The organism is Cupriavidus sp. a3, from assembly GCF_051015765.1.
Classification (GTDB): Bacteria; Pseudomonadota; Gammaproteobacteria; order Burkholderiales; family Burkholderiaceae; genus Cupriavidus; species Cupriavidus oxalaticus_A.
Map to the genome: position 1 here is coordinate 481,032 of NZ_CP170644.1, position 19,132 is coordinate 500,163.

A 19,132-nucleotide genomic window follows, 5' to 3' on the forward strand; every position below is an offset into this window, starting at 1 on the left:
AGACGATGACCGCCATGAGCAAGAAGATCTATGTCTCGGACGTGACGCTGCGCGACGGCATGCATGCCGTGCGCCATCAATACACGCTGCCGCAGGCCGTTGCCATCGCGCAGGCACTCGACGACGCCGGCGTCGACAGCATCGAGGTCGCGCACGGGGATGGGCTCGCCGGATCGAGCTTCAACTACGGGTTCGGCGCGCACACCGATATCGAGTGGGTCGCCGCGGTGGCAGCCGTGGTCAGGCGGGCGCAGGTGGCGACCCTGCTGATTCCGGGCATCGGCACGCTGCACGACCTGCGCGAGGCGCATGACGCGGGCGCCCGCGTGGTCCGGGTGGCGACGCACTGCACCGAGGCCGATATCTCGCGCCAGCACATCGAATACGCCCGCTCGCTGGGGATGGACACCGTCGGCTTCCTGATGATGAGCCACATGACGACGCCACAACTGCTCGCGCAGCAGGCGAAGAAGATGGAAAGCTACGGCGCGCAGTGCATCTACGTGGTGGACTCGGGCGGGGCGCTGAACATGCGCGACGTTGCCGAGCGCTTCCGCGCGCTCAAGGACGTGCTCGATCCCGCTACGCAGACGGGCATGCATGCGCACCACAACCTTGCGCTCGGTGTCGCCAATTCCATGGTCGCCATCGAGGAAGGCTGCGATCGCATCGATGCCTCGCTGACCGGCATGGGAGCCGGGGCCGGCAATGCGCCGCTCGAAGTGTTCATTGCCGCGATCGACCGCCAGGGACTGCACCACGGCTGCGATGTGAAGAAGCTGATCGATGCGGCGGACGATATCGTCCGCCCGCTGCAGGAGCGGCCGGTGCGCGTCGACCGGGAGACGCTGGCGCTTGGCTACGCCGGCGTGTACTCGAGTTTCCTGCGCCATGCGGAGGCCGCGGCGCAGCGGTACGGCCTGTCCGCGTTCGACGTGCTGGTCGAACTGGGCCGCAGGAGGATGGTCGGCGGCCAGGAGGACATGATCATTGACGTTGCGCTCGACCTGGTCCGGCGCGGCGAACGACAAGCGAGGGCAGCATGATCGATATCGAAGCTGCGGCGCGCCTGCTGGATGACGCGGCGTTGCACGCCAGGGCCATCAACCAGCTCACCGCCACCGAAGACTTCCCGGTGCCGGATGCCTATCGGATCCAGCGTGCGTCGATCGAGCGGCGGGTGCAGCGGGGCGAACGGCGCGTCGGCATCAAGCTCGGGTTCACCAGCCGGGCCAAGATGGTGCAGATGGGCGTCGACAGCCTGATCTGGGGCTGGCTGACGGACACCATGCTGGAGGACGACGGCGGCCGCGTCGACCTGCGCCGCTTTATCCATCCGCGGGTCGAGCCCGAAGTGTGCTTTCTCACGCGGCGCGCCATCGAGCGGCCGCTGACCGCGCTGGAGGCCAAAGACTACCTGGAAGCCGTGGCGCCGGCGATGGAGATCATTGATTCGCGCTACCAGGACTTCCGTTTCACGCTCGCGGACGTGGTCGCCGACAACTGCTCCAGCGCGGGCCTTGTCGTCGGCAACTGGGCCAGGGACGTCGACGGCCTGCGCAATGCGGGCGTGATCCTGCGCGTGGACGGGCGTGATGTGCAGATTGGCTCCACCGGCGCCATCCTCGGGCACCCGCTGCGGGCCGTGGTCGAAGCGTCGCGGCTGGCGAGCGCGTCGGAAACGGTCCTGCCGGCCGGCACGCTGATTATGGCGGGCGCCGCCACGGCCGCGCATCCGCTCCTGCCGGGCAGCCATGTGCAGGCGGTGGTGAATGGTGTCGGCGAGGTCGAGTTCACGACCTGCCTGACCGTGGGGCAGATGGTAGCGCAGAACCTGGAAGAGGCATAGCAAGCCATGACATTGCGAATCGACATGCACGCCCACTTCTTCCCCACGATCTCGCGGGAAGAGGCGGAGCGCGCCGACCAGCCCGGCGTGCCGTGGCTTGCCGTGGCGGAGGATGGCGAGTCCGGCATGATCATGCTGGACGGGCGGCCCTTCCGGCCGGTGAGCCGGCCCCTGTGGGACCCGGTGCGGCGCCTTGAACAGATGGACGAACAGGGCATCGACGCGCAGCTGATGTGCGCGACGCCGGTGATGTTCGGCTACCGCTACGACGCCCCGGCGGCGCTGCAGTGGGCCCAACGGATGAACGACAAGGCGCTGGAGCTCTGCTCGGTGGCGCCGGACCGGCTGATGGCCCTGGCGCAGGTGCCGCTGCAGGATATCGAGCTCGCTTGCCGCGAAGCCTCGCGTGCCGTCGCGGCCGGGCATCGCGGCGTGCAGATCGGCAACCACGTCGGTTCGCGGGACCTCGATGACGAAGCGCTGGTCCGCTTTCTCTGCCATTGCGCGCAGGAAGGCATTCCCGTGCTGGTCCATCCGTGGGACATGATGACCGACGGGCGCATGAAGCGGTGGATGCTGCCCTGGCTCGTGGCCATGCCGGCCGAGACCCAGCTGGGCATCCTCTCGCTTATCCTATCCGGCGCGTTCGAGCGTATCCCGCGCTCGCTCAAGCTGTGCTTCGCGCATGGCGGCGGCAGCTTCGCCTTCCTGCTCGGGCGGGTCGACAACGCCTGGCTGCATCGGGATATCGTGCGCGAAGACTGTCCGAACCTGCCGTCGTCGTACGTGGACCGGTTCTCGGTGGACAGCGCGGTATTCGACGCAGGCGCGCTGCGCCTGCTTGTGGACGTGATGGGCGAGGAACGGGTCCTGCTCGGCTCGGACTATCCCTATCCGCTTGGCGAGCAGAAGATCGGGGCCCTGGTGGAGAATCACCCGCACCTGGGCGAGCGGGCCAGGCGCCTTATCCTCGGCGGCAATGCCGCCAGGTTCTTCAACTTGCCTGCCGACGGCAGCGGAGACGAATGATGGATTCAGAGAAGGAGCGCCAGATGCTGCCGCACGGTCCGCACAAGGAAGAGTTGCTGCAATGGGTGCGTCAGCTGTGCGACGAGATTCGCTCGCGCCCGCTCGATCAGGACCTCGAGGCCTATCTGAACCGCGAATATGGCGCGGGTACTCGCCCTTACCAGGAGCTGTGCCGCCTGCTGCAGCTCGGCGTGGAGGAGGGCTGGGCGGGCTATGTCGAGATCGAGGGTGCCACCTACCGGCGCGGCAGGATCGCCGAGCCCTCGCCGGAAACTGCCGGCATGAGCGTGGAAAGCGGGCTGTTGCGCGACGTCATGGGCCAGTACCACTGCCACACCCGGGGCGAGATCAACATGATCGTCCCGCTTGAACCGGGCGCGCAGTTCTGCGGGCATGGCGCGGGCTGGCGCGTGTTCCCGCCGATGAGCGAGCACTTCCCGACGGTCACGGGCAAGGCGCTGATGATGTATTTCCTGCCTGGCGGCGAGATCGAGTACCGCGCGGCGCCCGCCGCATGACTTCAACCTTTGCTCCGGAGCATTCGAGTGAGTATCAGGATCCTTGCAGTAAGCGGAAGTTCGCGTCGCGGCTCGCTTAACCAGAAGCTGCTCGACATCGCGGCGTATGGCGCGCGCGACGCGGGCGCGGTGGTGACATCCATCCGGCTGGCGGACTATGCGCTGCCGCTCTACGACGGCGATGACGAGGCGGAGCAGGGCGTGCCGGCCGAAGCGCGCCGCCTGCAGCGCGAATTCGCCGGCCACGATGCGTTGCTGATTGCCACGCCGGAGTACAACGGCGGCTACACGGCAATGCTGAAGAACGCCTTGGACTGGGTCAGCCGGCCCCAGGAGGACGGCACCTCCGGCGTCGCGCTGCTGGCCGGCAAGGCCGCCGCGCTGCTTTCGGCGTCGCCGGGGCCGCTGGGCGGCCTGCGCTCGCAGCTGGCGCTGCGCACCGTGCTCGACAAGCTGGGCGTAGTGGTCATTCCCGACGCATTCGCGCTGGGCACGGCGCACGAGGCCTTCGAAGGCGAGACCGGCCTCCGGGACAAGGGGGCGGAAAAGGCGGTCATCCAGGTTGGCGTGGCGCTGAGCCGCACCGCCGGGCGGCTGTCGAACAAGGGATAGCGACCGCGGCGGCCCTGGCGCACCAAAGTCGTCAGGCCGCCGCCTGCGTGGATTGCCGTGCGAACTGGCTCGGCGACTGTCCGACGTGTCGGCTGAACGCCGTGCTGAAGGCGCTGGCGGATCCATAGCCGACCCGTTCGGCGACCTGCGCAAGCGCAACGTCTTGCCTGCGCAGCATGTCCTTTGCCAGCGCCATGCGCCAGGCAACCAGGTATTCCATGGGCGGCAGGCCGACCGCCCGCGTGAACCGCTCAAAGAATCCCGAGCGGGAGAGCGCTGCCTTCGCGGCCAGTTCCGCCACCGTCCATGTGTACGCGGGGTCAGCGTGCATGTGGTTCAGCGCCACCGCGAGCCGTTCGTCGGCGAGCCCGCGGAGCAGGCCGGCCGGCGCGGGGTCACCGGGCGCGCAGCGCAACGCCTCGACCAGGAGGATCTCCACCAGGCGCGTCAGCACCAGGCTGTGCCCCGGGCGTTGCGCCGACGCTTCCCTGCCGACGAGTCGCACCAGCACCGACAGGTGCTCTGCGTCGCGGATATGGACCATGCCGGGCAGCAGCGACACCAGCAACGCGGCATCGGGCGAGTCGAACAGGAAGTAGCCGCCCAGCATGCGCAAGTCCGGTGGCCCGTCAGGCGTGCCGTGGCGCATGTCCTCCGTGGGCTCCGGGATCGCCGTCGGGTCGATCAGCACCGGCGTCGCCGGCTCGGCGCCTGACATGGTGAAGCCGGGCGTCGCAGGCAGCAGCACGAAATCGCCGGCCTGCAGCGTGACGGGTTGCTGGCCGTCGACGCCGAGCACGCAACCGCCCTCCAGCACGGCGCAGAAGCTGGGGTGGCCGAACGCCGTGTAGCGCACGCTCCACCGGCCCGCACCGCTGATGCCCTTGGAAAACACCGTACGCGGCCGGAGCAGTGCGATCACTTCAGACAGCGGATCCATGATGTCTGGACGAATGCGAAAGTTATATGGACGTCTGATTATAGATGGTCCGGCCAGGCTTCCCTATCGTTATGCCATCGCAATCGAACAAGGAGCAACACCATGAAGACCGTCCTGATCACCGGCTGCTCGTCCGGCTACGGCCTTGCCACCGCGCACCATTTCCTGTCCCAGGGTTGGCACGTCATCGCAACCATGCGCTCGCCGCGTGAAGACCTGTTGCCCCGGTCGGAGCGCCTGCGCCTGCTGGCGCTTGACGTGACCCGTGCCGAAAGCATCGACGCCGCGCTGGCCGTGTGCGGGCCCATCGACGTGCTCGTCAACAATGCCGGCGTGGGCCTGTTCGGCGCCTTCGAGGCGACGCCGATGACGACGGTGCGCGAGGTATTCGAAACCAATACCTTCGGCGTGATGGCCCTGACGCAGGCCATGCTGCCGCGCTTGCGCGAGCGCCGTGCCGGCGTGATCGTCAACGTGACCTCGAGCGCGACGCTGGCGCCGATGCCGCTCGTGGCCGCTTATACCGCGAGCAAAACCGCCATCGAAGGTTTCACCGCTTCGCTGGCCCATGAACTTGGGGAGTTCGGCGTCAGCGCCAAGCTGGTCGAGCCCGGCTATTGCCCGGACACCCGCTTCACGGAAAACGCAGGGCCGCGCATGGCCGGCATGATCCCCGAAGCGTACGGCGCGTATGCGATGTCCGTGCTGGCCGGATTCGCGCAGCCTGCCAGGGTGACCAAAGCATCCGATGTGGCCGAAGCCGTGTGGCGGGCGGCAAATGACCGGTCCCGGCAGCTGCGCTTCCCGGCCGGAGCCGACGCTGTCGCCCTGGTCCATGGCGACATATTGCCGGCGGGCGAGCGTACCGCGGTATCACGTTTCGACTGACGCCATTGCCGTTCATCCGCTACGTGTTCAACCATATCGCTCCCATGCCGCGAAATGCCCGCCATTGGCGATTTCATCTGCCATTGCGCAGATCCAATGTCGATGCGTCGGCGCACTGGCAACTGATGTCAGAAACATGACAGTCACAAACAATTTTGGGGCAGAGATAAATGGACTGCTTGCCACCGTCTGGCGGGCAACGGTCCATGGAGTGAGTCGTTTTTTTTCCCGCAGGGTGTCACGACTACTGTCGTCATGTCTCTCGCCATCTGCTAGCCTGAATTGCGCAAGCACAGAAACGTGGGCGAAGAAGCGGGAGAACAATCATGAAGCCAGCGCCAGATTGCGGATTGCGGATTCTGCCAGCGATCCGCCAAGTTGCGATTCTGTTGCTCCTGCTCGGCACCGTTTTACTGGCACGCGCCGGCGATATCACCGGCGCGGGTTCCACCTTTGTTTATCCCTTGATGTCCAAATGGGCGGCAACGTACTACGCCCGAACCGGCCATCAGGTTAACTATCAACCCACGGGCTCGGGAAACGGGATTCGCCAGATTCGCGCTGCCCGGGTGACCTTCGGCGCCACCGACATGCCGCTCAAGCCCGAGGATCTGCGCGCGGCGGGCCTGGTGCAGTTTCCGATCGTGGTCGGTGGCGTTGTCCCGGTGCTCAACCTGGATGGTGTTGGCCCGGGGCAGCTGCGCATGACCGGCGCGTTGCTGACGGATATCTACCAGGGAAGGATCGTCAACTGGAATGACCGGGCGATTGCCGCGGAAAACCCTGGCCTGGCGCTGCCGGACCTGAAGATCGTGGTCGTCCATCGCAACGACAGTTCGGGGACCACCTTCAACTGGACGGATTACCTCACCAAGGTCAGCCCGCAATGGGGAGAACGCGTGGGCGCCGGAACGACGGTGAAATGGCCCGTCGGCGTCGGGGCAAATGGCAACGATGGCGTTGCAACCTACATTCGCAATGTGAAGGGCTCCATTGGCTATGTCGAGCTGACCTACGCATTGCAGCGCAAGCTCGCCTATGCCGCCGTCAAGAACCGGGACGGCATCTATGTGCAGCCATCGCGCGAAACCTTCAGCGCGGCGGTGACCGCGGCAGAGTGGAATCCGAAGGCGGATTTCTATCAGGTGCTGACAGATGCTTCGGGCCCTCAGGCCTGGCCTATCACCGGGGTCGTATTCGTCCTGATTTCCAAGGCGAACGGCAACGCTGCCGAGACCAACGACGCAATCGCGTTCTTCCGGTGGGCGCTGTCGGAGGGGCAGGCAGACGCCGCAGCCGAGCATTATGTCGCGCTTCCGGCCGGCGTGGTCAGGCATGTTGAAGCGTACTGGAAGGAGGCGTTCCGATGATGGGAACGCCTCGCACGGAGCCAGTCGCGGTCACCCCAGGCCAGGCGACGGGGACAGCGTCCCCAGGTCAACCCAGGTCGTCCTTGATGGGACGGTGCTTGAAAGTACGGAGCCGCGGCACGACGTCGTGGCTTGGCTTTGTGTGCGGAGGTATCCATCCGAGTCCTGATTACATGAAGATACATTGGCAAACGTGCGCAGACACAGGCCAGATACATGGCCATCTTTCAATGTGCCATGTGCAGGGGATTGGTGCGGGTTTGCATTGGGGGTTCCCGGACCACATGGCTTGCTGCCAGGACCGCACGTTGCCTGCACGTCGTCGCCCATCCCCTGGGCGAAATGCAATCTCATCGTTAATGTCAATCAGGACACAGGAGTCAGCAGATGAAATCGACCCGAATGATGGCTGCGGCCATGCTCTTCGTCGGCAGCGGCTTGTTGCTGCAGACGGCGCAAGCTCAGATGGCAGGCGTCCATCGCACCGATCTCGTTCAGCACGATCTCAGCGTGCCGGGTCGCGAGGGGGTACAGGTCCGCGTTGACCTCGATCCCGGCGCGTTCGCGCCAATGCATTCCCATCCGGGCGAGGAGATTGCGTACGTGCTGCAGGGGACGCTGGAGTACCAGCTTGGCAACAATCCGCCTGTCACGCTCAAGACCGGTGAATCCCTGTTCATTCCGGCCGGTACGCCCCACTCGGCGCGCAATGTCGGCAGCGGCACGGCATCGGAACTGGCGACCTACATCGTGAAGAAGGGCGCACCGCTGGTGGCACCGGCCAAATAGGCCGGGCACAATTTGGCAGCCGGTATCATGCGCGTCCGTCGTGGACCAGGCGCACCAATGAGTCAGCGGTGACTCTGGGCGTCAGCTAAGCCTGTGCCAGGCCGCCGAGGCGAAGCAGGGCTCGACGCTACTCCTCCAGCCTTGCTGCGACGGCGCCCACGATGTTGTGCGCCTCTAAACCCAGCTTCCGAAGCAACGCGCGGTGCGCTGGCTGCCACAGCGCGAGAGCCTGTTGCAATGTCAAGGCGCCCGCCTCTGTCAGCCAAACCGCGCGGCGGCGGCGACCGGCTTCCGCCATGACAACTTCCACCATCCCCGTGCCGACAAGTTGATCCGCGTTCCTTGACATGGTCGATTGATTCAGCCCGGCCCGTTGCGCCAATGCGGCCAGCGTGTCGTCTGTTGCCGACGCAATCAGGCACATTAATCCAAATTGAGTACTGGTCAGGCCAGACGGCGCCAGCGCCTCATCCAACGCCGCTGTGATTCTAAGCGCCAGCAAGCGCGACGGATTCGCCGCGTTCGAAGGCGAGCCGTCGTCACGGCTGCTCAATCCAATGGGCTCGGTGCACGGCGGATGGCCCCTGACGCTCATTGACAGCGCCACTGGCTGTGCGGCCAACTCCCTTCTTCCCGCCGGCGTTGGTTACACCACTGTCGAGACAAAGGGCAGTTTCTCCAGACCGATCAAGCCTGACACGGGCAGGGTCCGCGCCGAAGGCCGCGTTGCCAGCCAGGGCCGTCAAATCATCACTGCGGAAGCTCGCGTGCTGGCAATGGACGGACGCGTCCTGTCACATGGCACATCTACGCTGCTCGTGCTATCGCCCGTCCAGGCAGTAGTGGAGGCTTGCCGTCTCGCATGCTTCGAAACGCACGCCCCAACCCATCGCGGATGTTGCCCCGTGTGATGTGCGTGAGGCCAATGCCGAGCGTGGCAAGGAAATGTTCGAGCACACGATGTGCGGAAGGGGCGGATGCCATCATTGGACGAATTGAAACCAAACTAAGACCAAGTGGAACCTTGCCCTTCCTATCATACCTACTCCAATCCCAACCTTGATGGAGTTTTCGATGTTCGATATGAAGGATCTTGCCCGTTTGAAGAAGCTGGACGAAAACGCTCCTGAAGCGATGAAGAGCTTCCGTGCATTTGACCACGCAGCTTTTGCAGATGGCGCGCTTTCGGTGCAGCAGAAACAGATTATTGCGGTGGCCGTGGCGCTGACGACGCAGTGCCCGTATTGCATCGCCCTGCATACCAAGGCCGCCCACGATGCCGGCGCTACCAATGCGCAACTTGCGGAAGCCGCGCTCGTGGCCGCTGCAATCCGGGCGGGCGGTGCAGTCACGCATGCCACGCACCTGTTCCGCGACTGAACCCACGACTGAACCCACGACTGAATCCACGTAAGGGACGCGCTTGATACGTCCCTGGGACAAAGGTTTTTTTGAATCGCAGGCTCCGGCACAGCTGGAGCCGGCCGCCGGAACGCGCGCATGCGCGTCCTCGCAATGACAGGAAAGGAGGCCTGCGCCACCGGGGCGTGCTCCTCCACCACACCACCTATCCGTTGAGGAGTAAATATGCAACCCATCACATCCGTCGCCACAACGCGCACCAGCGAAGCCACCAACAACCACGAGGCGTTGCTGCGCTGGTCGCTGGTTGTCGTCTTTCTCTGGTTCGGCGGGATGAAGTTCACCGGCTATGAAGCGCAGGGCATTGCGCCGTTCATCGCGAATAGCCCCTTCATGGCCTGGCTTATCGACGCATTCGGTGTACGTGGCGCCAGCGCTGTCATTGGCGTGATGGAACTGTCCACCGCGGTGACACTGGCCGTCGGCGCATTCCATCACAGGGTGGCGGTACTGGGTGCAGCCATGTCATGCGCGACGTACGCCATCACGCTGACGTTCTTTGTCACCACCCCCGGCGTTGCCGAGCCGACTGCCGGCGGGTTTCCGGCGATCTCCGCGCCGATCGGCCAGTTCCTGCTGAAGGACCTCGTGCTGCTGGCAGCGTCGGCTTCCCTGCTGCGCACGGCGCTGGCACGTTGGCAGGCGGAGCAATCCTGACGTAATACATGCCACGCACATGTTCCGTGACTGAAGCGGGCAATTCTCCGTGAGCTCCGGTTCTATCGCGCTTAACGTCGCCCACGACAAAGGGAACATCATGAATGCCATTTCCAAGGGCCAGCGTCCGTTGAAAATCGATATCTGGACCGATTTTCTTTGCCCCTTCTGCTATTTGACGACACTACGCGTTCAGCGTCTGGCACAGGTCATGCCAGTTGAGCTCACCGCGCGTGCCTTGATGCTCCGGCCGCCTGCTGCGCCCCCGTTGCCGGAGGATTTCTGCGGTAAGGGGCTCTCACAAATGTCCCAGTTCAAAGGGCTTGGCCGTTTGCGGGATCGGTCCCGCTACGACCAGGCCCATCATCTGTCAGGCCACCGCGTAAGTGATTGAAAATACGAGCGGCCGATAATCGGCCGAACCAATTCTTCGAGTCGCGCTAGACTTCGTTGGCTACGCCAGCAACCGACGCTGCCGCTGGACCAATTGCGGGCATGGCGTTTGCGTCACCTGGAACTCTTCGCCGGCTAACCGGTTCGCCAGCGACAGACTCGGCTTCATTCCTAGCGGGACATCGCAATGCAACGATCACGCGGCTGCAGCGCCCGGGTTCCGGTCACACTGGCCATCGCCATATCAATGCTTGCCGGATGCGGCAACAAGAAGGAGGCCGCGGGCCCGCCGCCACCGCAAGTGAGCGTGGTCACGCTCAAGACCGAGCAACTGACGCTGGATACCCAGCTGCCGGGGCGCACCACGGCGTTCCGCATTGCCGAGGTCAGGCCGCAAGTGGATGGCATCATCTTGCGCCGCCTGTTCAAGGAAGGCAGCGACGTCACGCAGGGCCAGCAGCTCTACCAGATCGACGCATCTACCTACGAGGCCACCTACAAGAGCGCGAGGGCGACGCTGGAATCCGCCCGCCTGCTGGCGGAGCGCTACGGGCGCCTGGTCGGTGACGAGGCGGTCAGCAAGCAGCAGTATGACGAGGCCAGGGCTGCCTGGCTGCAGGCGCAGGCAGCGGTGGACCGCGCAGAAATCAACCTGCGCTATACCAGGGTGCTGGCGCCGATCTCCGGCCGCATCGGACGCTCGAATGTGACCGAGGGTGCGTTGGTGACCAACGGCCAGGCTACCGCGCTGTCAGTGGTGCAGCAGCTCGACCCGATCTACGTCGACGTGACCCAGGCCTCTTCGTCGCTGCTGCGGCTGCGGCGCGAACTGGCCAATGGTGCGCTGCAGAGTGCCGGCACCAACGCGGCCCAGGTCAGCCTGGTGCTCGAAGACGGTACCCGCTATCCCGAAACCGGCCGCCTGGAGTTCTCTGAAGTGGCCGTGGACCAGGGCACCGGCTCGGTGACGCTGCGCGCGGTGTTTCCCAACCCGCGCCATGAGCTGCTGCCGGGCATGTTTGTCCATGCCCGCCTGCGTGAAGGCGTCAAGACCGATGCGCTGCTCGTGCCGCAGCAGGGCGTGACGCGCGATCTCAAGGGCCAGGCGACGGCGCTGGTGGTCAATGCCAGGGACGAGGTGGAACTGCGCCAGATCCGCACCGAGCGCGCCGTTGGCGACAAGTGGCTGGTGTCCGATGGGCTCGGTGCCGGCGACCGCGTCATCGTGGAGGGCCTGCAGTTCGTGCGGCCCGGGGCAAAAGTGCGCGTAGCCCAGGCCGGGAGCGGGGCGGGTGCGCCGGTGGCGGGTGCATCCGCACCAGCCCCATCCGCAGCCAAGCGCTGAGCGCACCGCCCGGGCGAGGGAGTAGCCATGTCCAACTTCTTTATCGACCGGCCCATCTTTGCGTGGGTGATCGCGCTGGTCATCATGCTGGCCGGCGTGCTGTCGATCCGTGCGCTGCCCATCAGCCAGTATCCGGCCATCGCGCCGCCCACCATCGCCATCTCGGTCAACTACCCCGGCGCCTCCGCCGAGACGGTGCAGGACACCGTGGTGCAGGTGATCGAGCAACAGCTCAACGGCCTGGACCGCCTGCGCTATATCTCCTCCGAAAGCAACGCCGACGGCAACATGACGATCACGGTGACCTTCGAGCAGGGCACCAATCCGGATATTGCCCAGGTGCAGGTGCAGAACAAGCTGGCGCTGGCGCAGCCTCTGCTGCCGCAGGAAGTGCAGCAGCAAGGCATCCGCGTGACCAAGTCGGTGCGCAACTTCCTGGTCATCGTGGGCCTGATTTCCACTGATCCCAAGGTGACGCGCGAAGACCTGTCGAACTACATTGTCTCGAGCCTTCAGGACCCGCTGTCGCGCACCTACGGCGTGGGCGACTTCCAGGTGTTCGGCGCGCAGTATGCCATGCGGGTATGGATTGACCCGGCCCGGCTCAATAGCTTCCAGCTCACGCCGCTGGACGTGAGCAACGCGATCAGGGCGCAGAACGTTCAGGTGGCCTCGGGCCAGCTGGGCGGCCTGCCGGCGGTGCGGGGCCAGCAGCTCAACGCAAGCGTGATCGGCAAGACCCGGCTGCAGACCAGCGAGCAGTTCGGCAACATCCTGCTCAAGGTCAATCCGGACGGCTCCCAGGTACGCCTGAAGGACGTGGCCGAGGTGGGCCTGGGCGGGCAGGACTACAACATCAACGCCCAATACAACGGCCAGGCGGCCTCGGGCATTGCCGTGCGGCTGGCCGCGGGGGCCAACGCGCTGGAAACCGTGCGCGCCATCCGCACGACGCTGGATGGCCTGGAGCCGTTCTTTCCGCCCGGGATGAAGGTGGTCTTTCCGTATGACACCTCGCCGGTAATCGCAGGCTCCATCCAGGAAGTGGTGAAGACGCTGATGGAAGCCATCGTGCTGGTGTTCCTGGTGATGTACCTGTTCCTGCAGAACGTGCGCGCCACGCTGATTCCCACCATCGCCGTGCCGGTGGTGCTGCTGGGCACCTTTGGCGTGCTGGCGGCGTTCGGCTACACCATCAACACGCTGACCATGTTCGGCATGGTGCTGGCCATCGGGCTGCTGGTGGATGACGCCATCGTCGTGGTCGAGAACGTCGAACGCGTGATGGCCGAGGAAGGCCTGCCGCCCAGGGAGGCCGCGCGGCGCTCGATGGGCCAGATCCAGGGCGCGCTGGTGGGCATTGCCATGGTGCTCTCGGCGGTGTTCCTGCCGATGGCGTTCTTCGGCGGTTCGACCGGCGTGATCTACCGGCAGTTCTCCATCACCATTGTCTCGTCCATGGTGCTGTCGGTGCTGGTCGCGCTGATCCTGACGCCGGCCCTGTGCGCCACCATGCTCCAGCCCATCGAAAAGGGCGATCATGGCGAGAACAAGGGCGGCTTCTTTGGCTGGTTCAACCGCAGGTTCAGCGCGACCACCCAGCGCTACGAACGCAGCGTGTCGGGCATCCTGAAGCGCCGCCTGCCGTTCCTGCTGATCTACGTGGCCATCCTGGTGGTGATGGGCTTCCTGTTCACGCGCATCCCCACTTCATTCCTGCCCGAAGAAGACCAGGGCGTGCTGTACGCCCAGGTGCAGACGCCTGCCGGCGCCACCGCCGAGCGCACGCAGAAGGTGCTCGACCAGATGCGCGAGTACCTGCTCAAGGAAGAGGGCGGCGTGGTGGCATCGCTGTTTACCGTCAACGGCTTCAACTTTGCCGGCCGCGGCCAGAACTCGGGCCTGGCATTCATTCTGCTCAAGCCATGGGCGCAGCGCAGCGGGGACAGCACCAGCGTATTCGACCTGGCCGCGCGCGCACAGCGCAAGTTCATGAGTTTTCGCGATTCGATGTCGTTCGCGTTCGCCCCGCCCGCGGTGCAGGAGCTGGGCAATGCCACCGGTTTTGACCTCTACCTGCAGGACCAGGCCGGCATTGGCCACGTGGCGCTGATGAACGCGCGTGACAAGTTCCTGGCGCTGGCCGCGCAAAGCCCGGTGCTGCAGCGCGTGCGTCCCAATGGCCTGAATGACCAGCCGCAGTACCAGTTGGTGATCGACGACGAGAAGGCGCGCGCGTTCGGCGTTTCGCTGGCTGACATCAACAGCACGGTGTCGATCGCCTGGGGTTCCAGCTACGTCAACGATTTTATCGACCGCGGCCGGGTCAAGCGCGTCTACGTGCAGGGCCGCCCGGATTCCCGCATGAACCCGAACGATATCGACAAATGGTTTGTACGCAATGACAAGGGCGAAATGGTGCCGTTCTCAGCCTTTGCCGACGGCAAGTGGGGCTATGGCTCGCCCAAGCTGCAGCGCTACAACGGCGTGGCCGCGGTGGAAGTGCTCGGCGAGCCTGCGCCGGGGCGCAGTTCCGGCGAGGCCATGAGCGCGATCGAGGAGATCATGAAGCAGATGCCGCCAGGCGTGGGTTATGCCTGGACTGGCCTGTCCTACGAGGAACGGCTGTCGGGCTCGCAGGCTCCGGCGCTCTATGCGCTCTCGCTGCTGGTGGTGTTCCTGTGCCTGGCTGCGCTGTACGAAAGCTGGTCGATCCCGTTCTCGGTGATGCTGGTGGTGCCGCTCGGCGTGATCGGCGCACTGCTTGCCACGCTGGGGCGCGGCTTGTCGAATGACGTTTTCTTCCAGGTGGGCCTGCTGACCACCATCGGCCTTTCAGCCAAGAACGCCATCCTGATCGTGGAATTCGCCAAGAGCGAGTACGAGCAGGGCAAGGGGCTGGTCGAGGCCGCCGTGGAGGCGTGCCGCTTGCGCCTGCGCCCCATCGTGATGACTTCGCTGGCCTTCATGCTCGGCGTGTTCCCGCTGGCCGTGTCGACCGGGGCCGGTGCCGGCAGCCAGCACGCCATCGGCACCGGCGTGATCGGCGGCATGATCACTGCCACGGTGCTGGCGATCTTCTGGGTGCCGCTGTTCTTTGTTGCTGTCACCTCCATGTTCGGACGCAAGCGCAGGCCGCAGCCGCATGGCGCCTCCGTGGAAAAAGGCGCGCTCGAATGAAGAAGACCTTGTCTTGCGCTGCCGCCATGGCCATGCTGGCCGGCTGCAGCCTGATTCCCACGTATGAGCGCCCGGCCTCGCCGGTGGCGGCAGCGTACCCGCAGGGCCCGGCCTACCTGCCCGCCGATGCCGCCGCCGAAGCCGGCCAGGTGCCCGCGGTCGAGCTGGGCTGGCGCGAATTCTTCGCCGATGCGCGCCTGCGCCGTCTCATCGAACTGGCGCTGGAGAACAACCGTGACCTGCGCGTGGCCGTCCTTAACGTGGAGGCGTTCGGGGCACAGTACCGCATCCAGCGCGCCGACCTGTTTCCCGCCATCGGCGCGGCCGCACAGGGCACGCGCCAGCGCATTCCCGCCGACCTGTCCGCCACCGGACAGCGCCTGATCAGCAGCCAGTACGGCGTGTCGCTGGGCACCACGGCGTGGGAGATCGACCTGTTCGGCCGCCTGCGCAGCCTCAGCGAAGCCGCGCTCGAACAGTATTTCGCCAGCGAAGAGGTACGCCGCAGTGCGCAGATCTCGCTGGTGGCGGGCGTTGCCAGCGCCTACCTGACCCAGCGCGCCGATGAAACCCTGCTGCGGCTGACCCGGGAAACCCTGGCCAACTATGAGCGCAGCTATGGCCTGACCCGGCGCAGTTACGAGGAAGGGATCGCTTCCCGGCTGGACCTGCGCCAGGCGCAGACCGCCGTGGAAACCGCCCGTGCGAGCCTTGCGCGTTACACCCGGCTGGTTGCCCAGGATGAGAATGCGCTGGTGCTGCTGCTCGGCACGAACCTGCCAGCGGACCTGCCGGAAGGCCTGCCGCTGGAGCAGAAGCTGTTCGCCGATGTGCCGGCCGGGCTGCCCTCAGACCTGCTGCAAAACCGTCCGGACGTGCTCGCGGCCGAGCACCGGCTGCGCTCCGCCAACGCCGATATCGGCGCCGCGCGGGCGGCGTTCTTCCCCAGCATCAGCCTGACCGCATCGGCGGGCACCGCCAGCAGCCAGCTTTCCGGCCTGTTCGGGGCCGGCTCCGGCACGTGGTTGTTCCAGCCGCGCATCAATCTGCCGCTGTTTACCGCCGGCAGCCTGCGGGCCAGTCTGGACTACGCCACCATCCAGAAGGACGTCAACGTCGCCCAGTACGAGCGAACGGTGCAGACCGCCTTCCGCGAGGTGGCCGACGGGCTGGCGGCGCGGGGCACCTACACCAGCCAGCTCCAGGCCCAGGTCCGCTTCGTGGAAGCTGCCCAGGACGCCTATGGCCTGGCCGACCGGCGCTACCGCACGGGTGTCGACAGTTACCTTGCCGTGCTGGACGCGCAGCGCTCGCTTTACAACGCGCAACAATTGCTGATCGAAGCCCGGCTCGAACAACTCTCCAGTGAAGTCAACCTGTACAAGGCCCTGGGCGGCGGCTGGCACGACCAGACCGGCAAGCGCACCGATACGAGGGTTGGCGGGGATTTGTAGATTTGTGAATCTCCCGCGCGTTCTCATTTGGGCTCTGTGAAAAGGCAGTTGGTGGAAACCGCTCACCAGACCTGCCCATACTCGCGCTCCCTTCGCGGCAACGTCAACGTGCTGTTCGAGATTCTTTAAGCAGCGTGTTCCCCGGACAGATAGTGACACTGGCGTTCACCGTGCCTGAGGGCGCGAAAGCGCACTCGCACTAGCACTAGAGCTGAGCCGAATCCGCTGCAAGCCGCGAGCGGGCCGCCCGCTTCAACGCCTGAGGCGGTTGGCCGAAGACGCGCAGGAACGCCCGCCTCATTCGCTCCGGATCGGAGAAGCCGGTTTCACTCGCGATGCGCTCGATGGTGAGCCGATCCGCCTCGACAAGAATGCGAGCCGTTTCCGCGCGCAGCCGCTCGACGGCGCGCGCAGGAGGTTGACCGGTGTTCAAGCGGAACTCTCGGCTGAAGTGGCGTGGGCTCATGTGGACGGCATGGGCGAGCCGCTCCACCGACAGGTCTTCGCGCAGGTGGTTCTTGGCGTAGGTCAGTGCCGCCTGGATGCGATCGGACCTGGATTCCAGCTCCGACAGCGTCGAGAACTGCGACTGCCCACCCGAGCGCCGATGGTGTACGACCAGCTGTCTTGCGACCGCTCTCGACACGTCGCTGCCCAGGTCGCCCTCCACCAGCGCCAGCGCGAGGTCGATGCAGGCGGTCATGCCGGCCGAGGTCCAGATGGTGCCGTCGCGTATGAAGATCCGATCCTCTTCGACCCGGATCGACGGATAGCGCCGCTGAAGCTCACGCGCATGTGCCCAATGCGTTGTCACCCGCCGGCCCTCCAGGATGCCGGCCTCGGCCAGGACGAAGGCGCCGGTGCAAATGCCGGCCATGCGCCGGGTGGGCTCGAGAGCACGCGCGAGCAGCTTTCGGAGCCTGGGCGATGACGGCTGAGGCGTGGTCGCGCCGGCCATGATGATTGTGTCATAGATGTTCGGATCCAGCGCAACGGTCTGGACGGCCGTGCCCATCGAGCTCTTCACCGCACCGCCAGATTCGGAGACGACATGGATGTCATAAGCCGCCCTGGGTGCAGCAGCGTTAGCCAGCTCGAACACGGAGACCGGCACGATGTCGAGGATCTGGAAGCCGGGGAACACCACGAGTCCGACGCGTTTCATGTTGGCCTAAAAGGAGGGAAGTTGGTCATTTGAGCTAAAGCCTAGGCCCCTATCCTGTATCTGTCAAAGCCATCCAATTGCTTCGGACCGCCGGGTATCAGCATCCCGATGGCACTGAACTCTGAAGGCCTTCCACTCGGGCTCGAGCTCGATGCGGCAGCTGGCCGTGAGCTGCTTGCCTTGTCGCGCCGAGTCGAACAAGTCCTTGGTCGCCTGCCCGGACCCAGCGGGTTCTGAGACGGACCCACCGTGAGCCGGAGGCAGCCACATCGACGCTCGGCACTGGATACACCTATCCAACTTCGATGCGGCACTACGATGCCGCGTCCCATTCAAAGGAAATTTTTCAAATGACAGTCATCAAAGCAGCAGCAGTCCAGATCAGCCCCGTGCTTTACAGCCGTGAGGCAACCGTGGATAAAGTCGTGCGGAAGATCCGGGAGCTTGGTGAGAAGGGGGTGCAGTTCGCCACGTTTCCGGAAACCGTGGTGCCGTACTACCCGTATTTTTCAGCGGTCCAGACGGGCCTTCAGCTTCTTGCCGGAAATGAGCATCTCAGGTTGCTCGAGCAGTCCGTGACGGTGCCGTCCCCGGCCACCCACGCGATCGCCGAGGCGGCCCGCAAGGCCGGCATGGTGGTGTCCATTGGTGTAAATGAGCGTGACGGAGGCACCATCTACAACACGCAGTTGCTCTTCGACGCGGACGGGACCCTGATCCAGCGCCGCCGCAAGATCACGCCCACCTATTTCGAACGCATGATCTGGGGGCAGGGCGACGGATCGGGCCTTCGCGCGGTCGACAGCAAGGTCGGACGAATCGGCCAGCTCGCATGCTTTGAGCACAACAATCCGCTCGCGCGCTACGCGATGATCGCCGACGGCGAGCAGATCCATTCGGCCATGTATCCGGGGTCAGCCTTCGGCGAAGGGTTTGCCAAAAGGATGGAAATCAATATCCGGCAGCATGCGCTTGAGTCCGGCTGCTTCGTCGTGAACGCAACAGCGTGGCTGGACCCTGACCAGCAGGCGCAAATCATTAGGGATACGGGGTGCGACATCGAGCCGATTTCCGGCGGTTGCCTGACCACTATCGTGGCGCCGGACGGCATGCTGTTGGGCGAACCTATCCGCTCGGGTGAGGGTGAGGTCGTCGCCGATCTTGATTTCTCTTTGATCGACCGGCGCAAGGTATTGATGGACTCGGCGGGACACTACAACAGACCAGAGTTGCTTAGTCTCATGATCGACCGCACGGATACCGCCCACCTGCACGAGCGCGCCGCGCATGCCGGATCGCCCGTCCATCAAGAGCCGGGAGACCTGCACGCCACAGTAGCACCCAGTCCTACACTGACCGCATAGAGAGGTATCCACTCGAATACGCCGCGTTCTCCGAAGCTGCTCATGCGTCATCCGGAGGTCGTGCGCCATGGAGATACGCGGTGATCCGCGAATTCGAGCGCCAATGACCACGGCGCGATAGTCTCATTGCAGCCTGCGCCAACGCCTACGATGCTTA

General features: G+C 64.9%; 19 protein-coding genes. 16 read left to right on the top strand and 3 right to left on the bottom strand.

Features of this window, described 5'->3' with window-relative positions:
- Positions 1-5: 5 nt before the first annotated feature.
- The 5 genes from dmpG to ACAD63_RS24200 are packed head-to-tail and all read left to right on the top strand — an operon-like array spanning position 6 to position 4,008.
- Complete coding sequence (gene dmpG / locus ACAD63_RS24180; RefSeq protein ID WP_135703070.1) at positions 6-1,046, top strand: 4-hydroxy-2-oxovalerate aldolase; 1,041 nt, start codon at positions 6-8, stop codon at positions 1,044-1,046.
- Positions 1,043-1,849: a 2-keto-4-pentenoate hydratase gene (locus tag ACAD63_RS24185; RefSeq protein ID WP_195426915.1), complete on the top strand. Its 807-nt coding sequence runs from the start codon at positions 1,043-1,045 to the stop codon at positions 1,847-1,849. Before dmpG ends, ACAD63_RS24185 begins: the two co-directional genes overlap by 4 nt.
- Before the next feature lie 6 nt (positions 1,850-1,855).
- Positions 1,856-2,878 carry an amidohydrolase family protein gene (locus tag ACAD63_RS24190; RefSeq protein ID WP_133095748.1) on the top strand — a complete coding sequence of 341 codons (1,023 nt, stop codon included), beginning with the start codon at positions 1,856-1,858 and terminating at the stop codon, positions 2,876-2,878.
- Positions 2,875-3,396: a DUF4863 family protein gene (locus ACAD63_RS24195; protein WP_240745828.1), complete on the top strand. Its 522-nt coding sequence runs from the start codon at positions 2,875-2,877 to the stop codon at positions 3,394-3,396. The genes ACAD63_RS24190 and ACAD63_RS24195 overlap by 4 nt, the downstream gene beginning before the upstream one ends.
- A gap of 27 nt (positions 3,397-3,423) precedes the next feature.
- Positions 3,424-4,008 (top strand): NADPH-dependent FMN reductase, encoded by a 585-nt coding sequence (locus tag ACAD63_RS24200; RefSeq protein ID WP_135703068.1) that lies wholly within the window; start codon positions 3,424-3,426, stop codon positions 4,006-4,008.
- 31 nt (positions 4,009-4,039) lie between these two features.
- Here ACAD63_RS24200 and ACAD63_RS24205 read toward each other — a convergent pair whose 3' ends face one another.
- On the bottom strand, positions 4,040-4,951 hold the full coding sequence (locus ACAD63_RS24205) for an AraC family transcriptional regulator (RefSeq protein WP_195427124.1): 912 nt from the start codon (positions 4,949-4,951) through the stop codon (positions 4,040-4,042).
- A gap of 99 nt (positions 4,952-5,050) precedes the next feature.
- Between ACAD63_RS24205 and ACAD63_RS24210 the strand changes: the two genes are divergently transcribed.
- The 3 genes from ACAD63_RS24210 (at position 5,051) to ACAD63_RS24220 (ending at position 7,995) form a co-directional block, all read left to right on the top strand.
- Positions 5,051-5,836 (top strand): SDR family oxidoreductase, encoded by a 786-nt coding sequence (locus tag ACAD63_RS24210; RefSeq protein WP_434034460.1) that lies wholly within the window; start codon positions 5,051-5,053, stop codon positions 5,834-5,836.
- Positions 5,837-6,162: 326 nt separating this feature from the next.
- Positions 6,163-7,206: a phosphate ABC transporter substrate-binding protein PstS gene (gene pstS / locus ACAD63_RS24215; protein ID WP_434034461.1), complete on the top strand. Its 1,044-nt coding sequence runs from the start codon at positions 6,163-6,165 to the stop codon at positions 7,204-7,206.
- A gap of 387 nt (positions 7,207-7,593) precedes the next feature.
- The gene (locus ACAD63_RS24220; protein WP_133095743.1) at positions 7,594-7,995 is read left to right on the top strand and encodes a cupin domain-containing protein; all 402 of its coding nucleotides are present in this window, start codon (positions 7,594-7,596) and stop codon (positions 7,993-7,995) included.
- 127 nt (positions 7,996-8,122) lie between these two features.
- Here the strand turns inward: ACAD63_RS24220 and ACAD63_RS24225 are convergent, their stop codons facing one another.
- Entirely contained in the window at positions 8,123-8,548 is a 426-nt protein-coding gene (locus ACAD63_RS24225) for a MarR family winged helix-turn-helix transcriptional regulator (RefSeq protein WP_255519631.1), read from the bottom strand.
- 4 nt (positions 8,549-8,552) lie between these two features.
- Between ACAD63_RS24225 and ACAD63_RS24230 the strand changes: the two genes are divergently transcribed.
- The 7 genes from ACAD63_RS24230 (at position 8,553) to ACAD63_RS24260 (ending at position 16,446) form a co-directional block, all read left to right on the top strand.
- Complete coding sequence (locus ACAD63_RS24230; RefSeq protein ID WP_255519632.1) at positions 8,553-8,906, top strand: PaaI family thioesterase; 354 nt, start codon at positions 8,553-8,555, stop codon at positions 8,904-8,906.
- 163 nt (positions 8,907-9,069) lie between these two features.
- On the top strand, positions 9,070-9,375 hold the full coding sequence (locus tag ACAD63_RS24235) for a carboxymuconolactone decarboxylase family protein (protein WP_133095741.1): 306 nt from the start codon (positions 9,070-9,072) through the stop codon (positions 9,373-9,375).
- Between the two features lie 207 nt (positions 9,376-9,582).
- Entirely contained in the window at positions 9,583-10,074 is a 492-nt protein-coding gene (locus tag ACAD63_RS24240) for a YkgB family protein (RefSeq protein WP_135703063.1), read from the top strand.
- 100 nt (positions 10,075-10,174) lie between these two features.
- Positions 10,175-10,468, top strand: coding sequence for a DsbA family protein (locus ACAD63_RS24245; RefSeq protein ID WP_135703062.1), 294 nt, complete (start codon positions 10,175-10,177; stop codon positions 10,466-10,468).
- Positions 10,469-10,654: 186 nt separating this feature from the next.
- On the top strand, positions 10,655-11,812 hold the full coding sequence (locus ACAD63_RS24250) for an efflux RND transporter periplasmic adaptor subunit (protein ID WP_434034462.1): 1,158 nt from the start codon (positions 10,655-10,657) through the stop codon (positions 11,810-11,812).
- Positions 11,813-11,839: 27 nt separating this feature from the next.
- Positions 11,840-14,992, top strand: coding sequence for an efflux RND transporter permease subunit (locus tag ACAD63_RS24255; RefSeq protein WP_135703060.1), 3,153 nt, complete (start codon positions 11,840-11,842; stop codon positions 14,990-14,992).
- On the top strand, positions 14,989-16,446 hold the full coding sequence (locus ACAD63_RS24260) for an AdeC/AdeK/OprM family multidrug efflux complex outer membrane factor (protein WP_135703059.1): 1,458 nt from the start codon (positions 14,989-14,991) through the stop codon (positions 16,444-16,446). Before ACAD63_RS24255 ends, ACAD63_RS24260 begins: the two co-directional genes overlap by 4 nt.
- A gap of 205 nt (positions 16,447-16,651) precedes the next feature.
- Here ACAD63_RS24260 and ACAD63_RS24265 read toward each other — a convergent pair whose 3' ends face one another.
- Positions 16,652-17,611 carry a GlxA family transcriptional regulator gene (locus ACAD63_RS24265; RefSeq protein ID WP_133095736.1) on the bottom strand — a complete coding sequence of 320 codons (960 nt, stop codon included), beginning with the start codon at positions 17,609-17,611 and terminating at the stop codon, positions 16,652-16,654.
- Positions 17,612-17,961: 350 nt separating this feature from the next.
- On the opposite strand from ACAD63_RS24265, the gene ACAD63_RS24270 reads away from it, so the two are divergent.
- On the top strand, positions 17,962-18,975 hold the full coding sequence (locus tag ACAD63_RS24270; protein WP_135703058.1) for a carbon-nitrogen hydrolase family protein: 1,014 nt from the start codon (positions 17,962-17,964) through the stop codon (positions 18,973-18,975).
- The last annotated feature ends 157 nt before the right edge of the window (positions 18,976-19,132 follow it).

Bases quoted from the DNA above. Each gene is read 5' to 3' on its own strand.
- ACAD63_RS24190 (WP_133095748.1), top strand. From the start codon at position 1,856: ATGACATTGCGAATCGACATGCACGCCCACTTCTTCCCCACGATCTCG.
- ACAD63_RS24265 (WP_133095736.1), bottom strand. From the start codon at position 17,611: ATGAAACGCGTCGGACTCGTGGTGTTCCCCGGCTTCCAGATCCTCGAC.
- ACAD63_RS24245 (WP_135703062.1), top strand. From the start codon at position 10,175: ATGAATGCCATTTCCAAGGGCCAGCGTCCGTTGAAAATCGATATCTGG.
- ACAD63_RS24250 (WP_434034462.1), top strand. From the start codon at position 10,655: ATGCAACGATCACGCGGCTGCAGCGCCCGGGTTCCGGTCACACTGGCC.
- ACAD63_RS24185 (WP_195426915.1), top strand. From the start codon at position 1,043: ATGATCGATATCGAAGCTGCGGCGCGCCTGCTGGATGACGCGGCGTTG.
- ACAD63_RS24260 (WP_135703059.1), top strand. From the start codon at position 14,989: ATGAAGAAGACCTTGTCTTGCGCTGCCGCCATGGCCATGCTGGCCGGC.
- ACAD63_RS24240 (WP_135703063.1), top strand. From the start codon at position 9,583: ATGCAACCCATCACATCCGTCGCCACAACGCGCACCAGCGAAGCCACC.
- ACAD63_RS24195 (WP_240745828.1), top strand. From the start codon at position 2,875: ATGATGGATTCAGAGAAGGAGCGCCAGATGCTGCCGCACGGTCCGCAC.
- ACAD63_RS24270 (WP_135703058.1), top strand. From the start codon at position 17,962: ATGACAGTCATCAAAGCAGCAGCAGTCCAGATCAGCCCCGTGCTTTAC.
- pstS (WP_434034461.1), top strand. From the start codon at position 6,163: ATGAAGCCAGCGCCAGATTGCGGATTGCGGATTCTGCCAGCGATCCGC.
- ACAD63_RS24235 (WP_133095741.1), top strand. From the start codon at position 9,070: ATGTTCGATATGAAGGATCTTGCCCGTTTGAAGAAGCTGGACGAAAAC.
- ACAD63_RS24220 (WP_133095743.1), top strand. From the start codon at position 7,594: ATGAAATCGACCCGAATGATGGCTGCGGCCATGCTCTTCGTCGGCAGC.
- dmpG (WP_135703070.1), top strand. From the start codon at position 6: ATGACCGCCATGAGCAAGAAGATCTATGTCTCGGACGTGACGCTGCGC.
- ACAD63_RS24210 (WP_434034460.1), top strand. From the start codon at position 5,051: ATGAAGACCGTCCTGATCACCGGCTGCTCGTCCGGCTACGGCCTTGCC.
- ACAD63_RS24255 (WP_135703060.1), top strand. From the start codon at position 11,840: ATGTCCAACTTCTTTATCGACCGGCCCATCTTTGCGTGGGTGATCGCG.
- ACAD63_RS24230 (WP_255519632.1), top strand. From the start codon at position 8,553: ATGGGCTCGGTGCACGGCGGATGGCCCCTGACGCTCATTGACAGCGCC.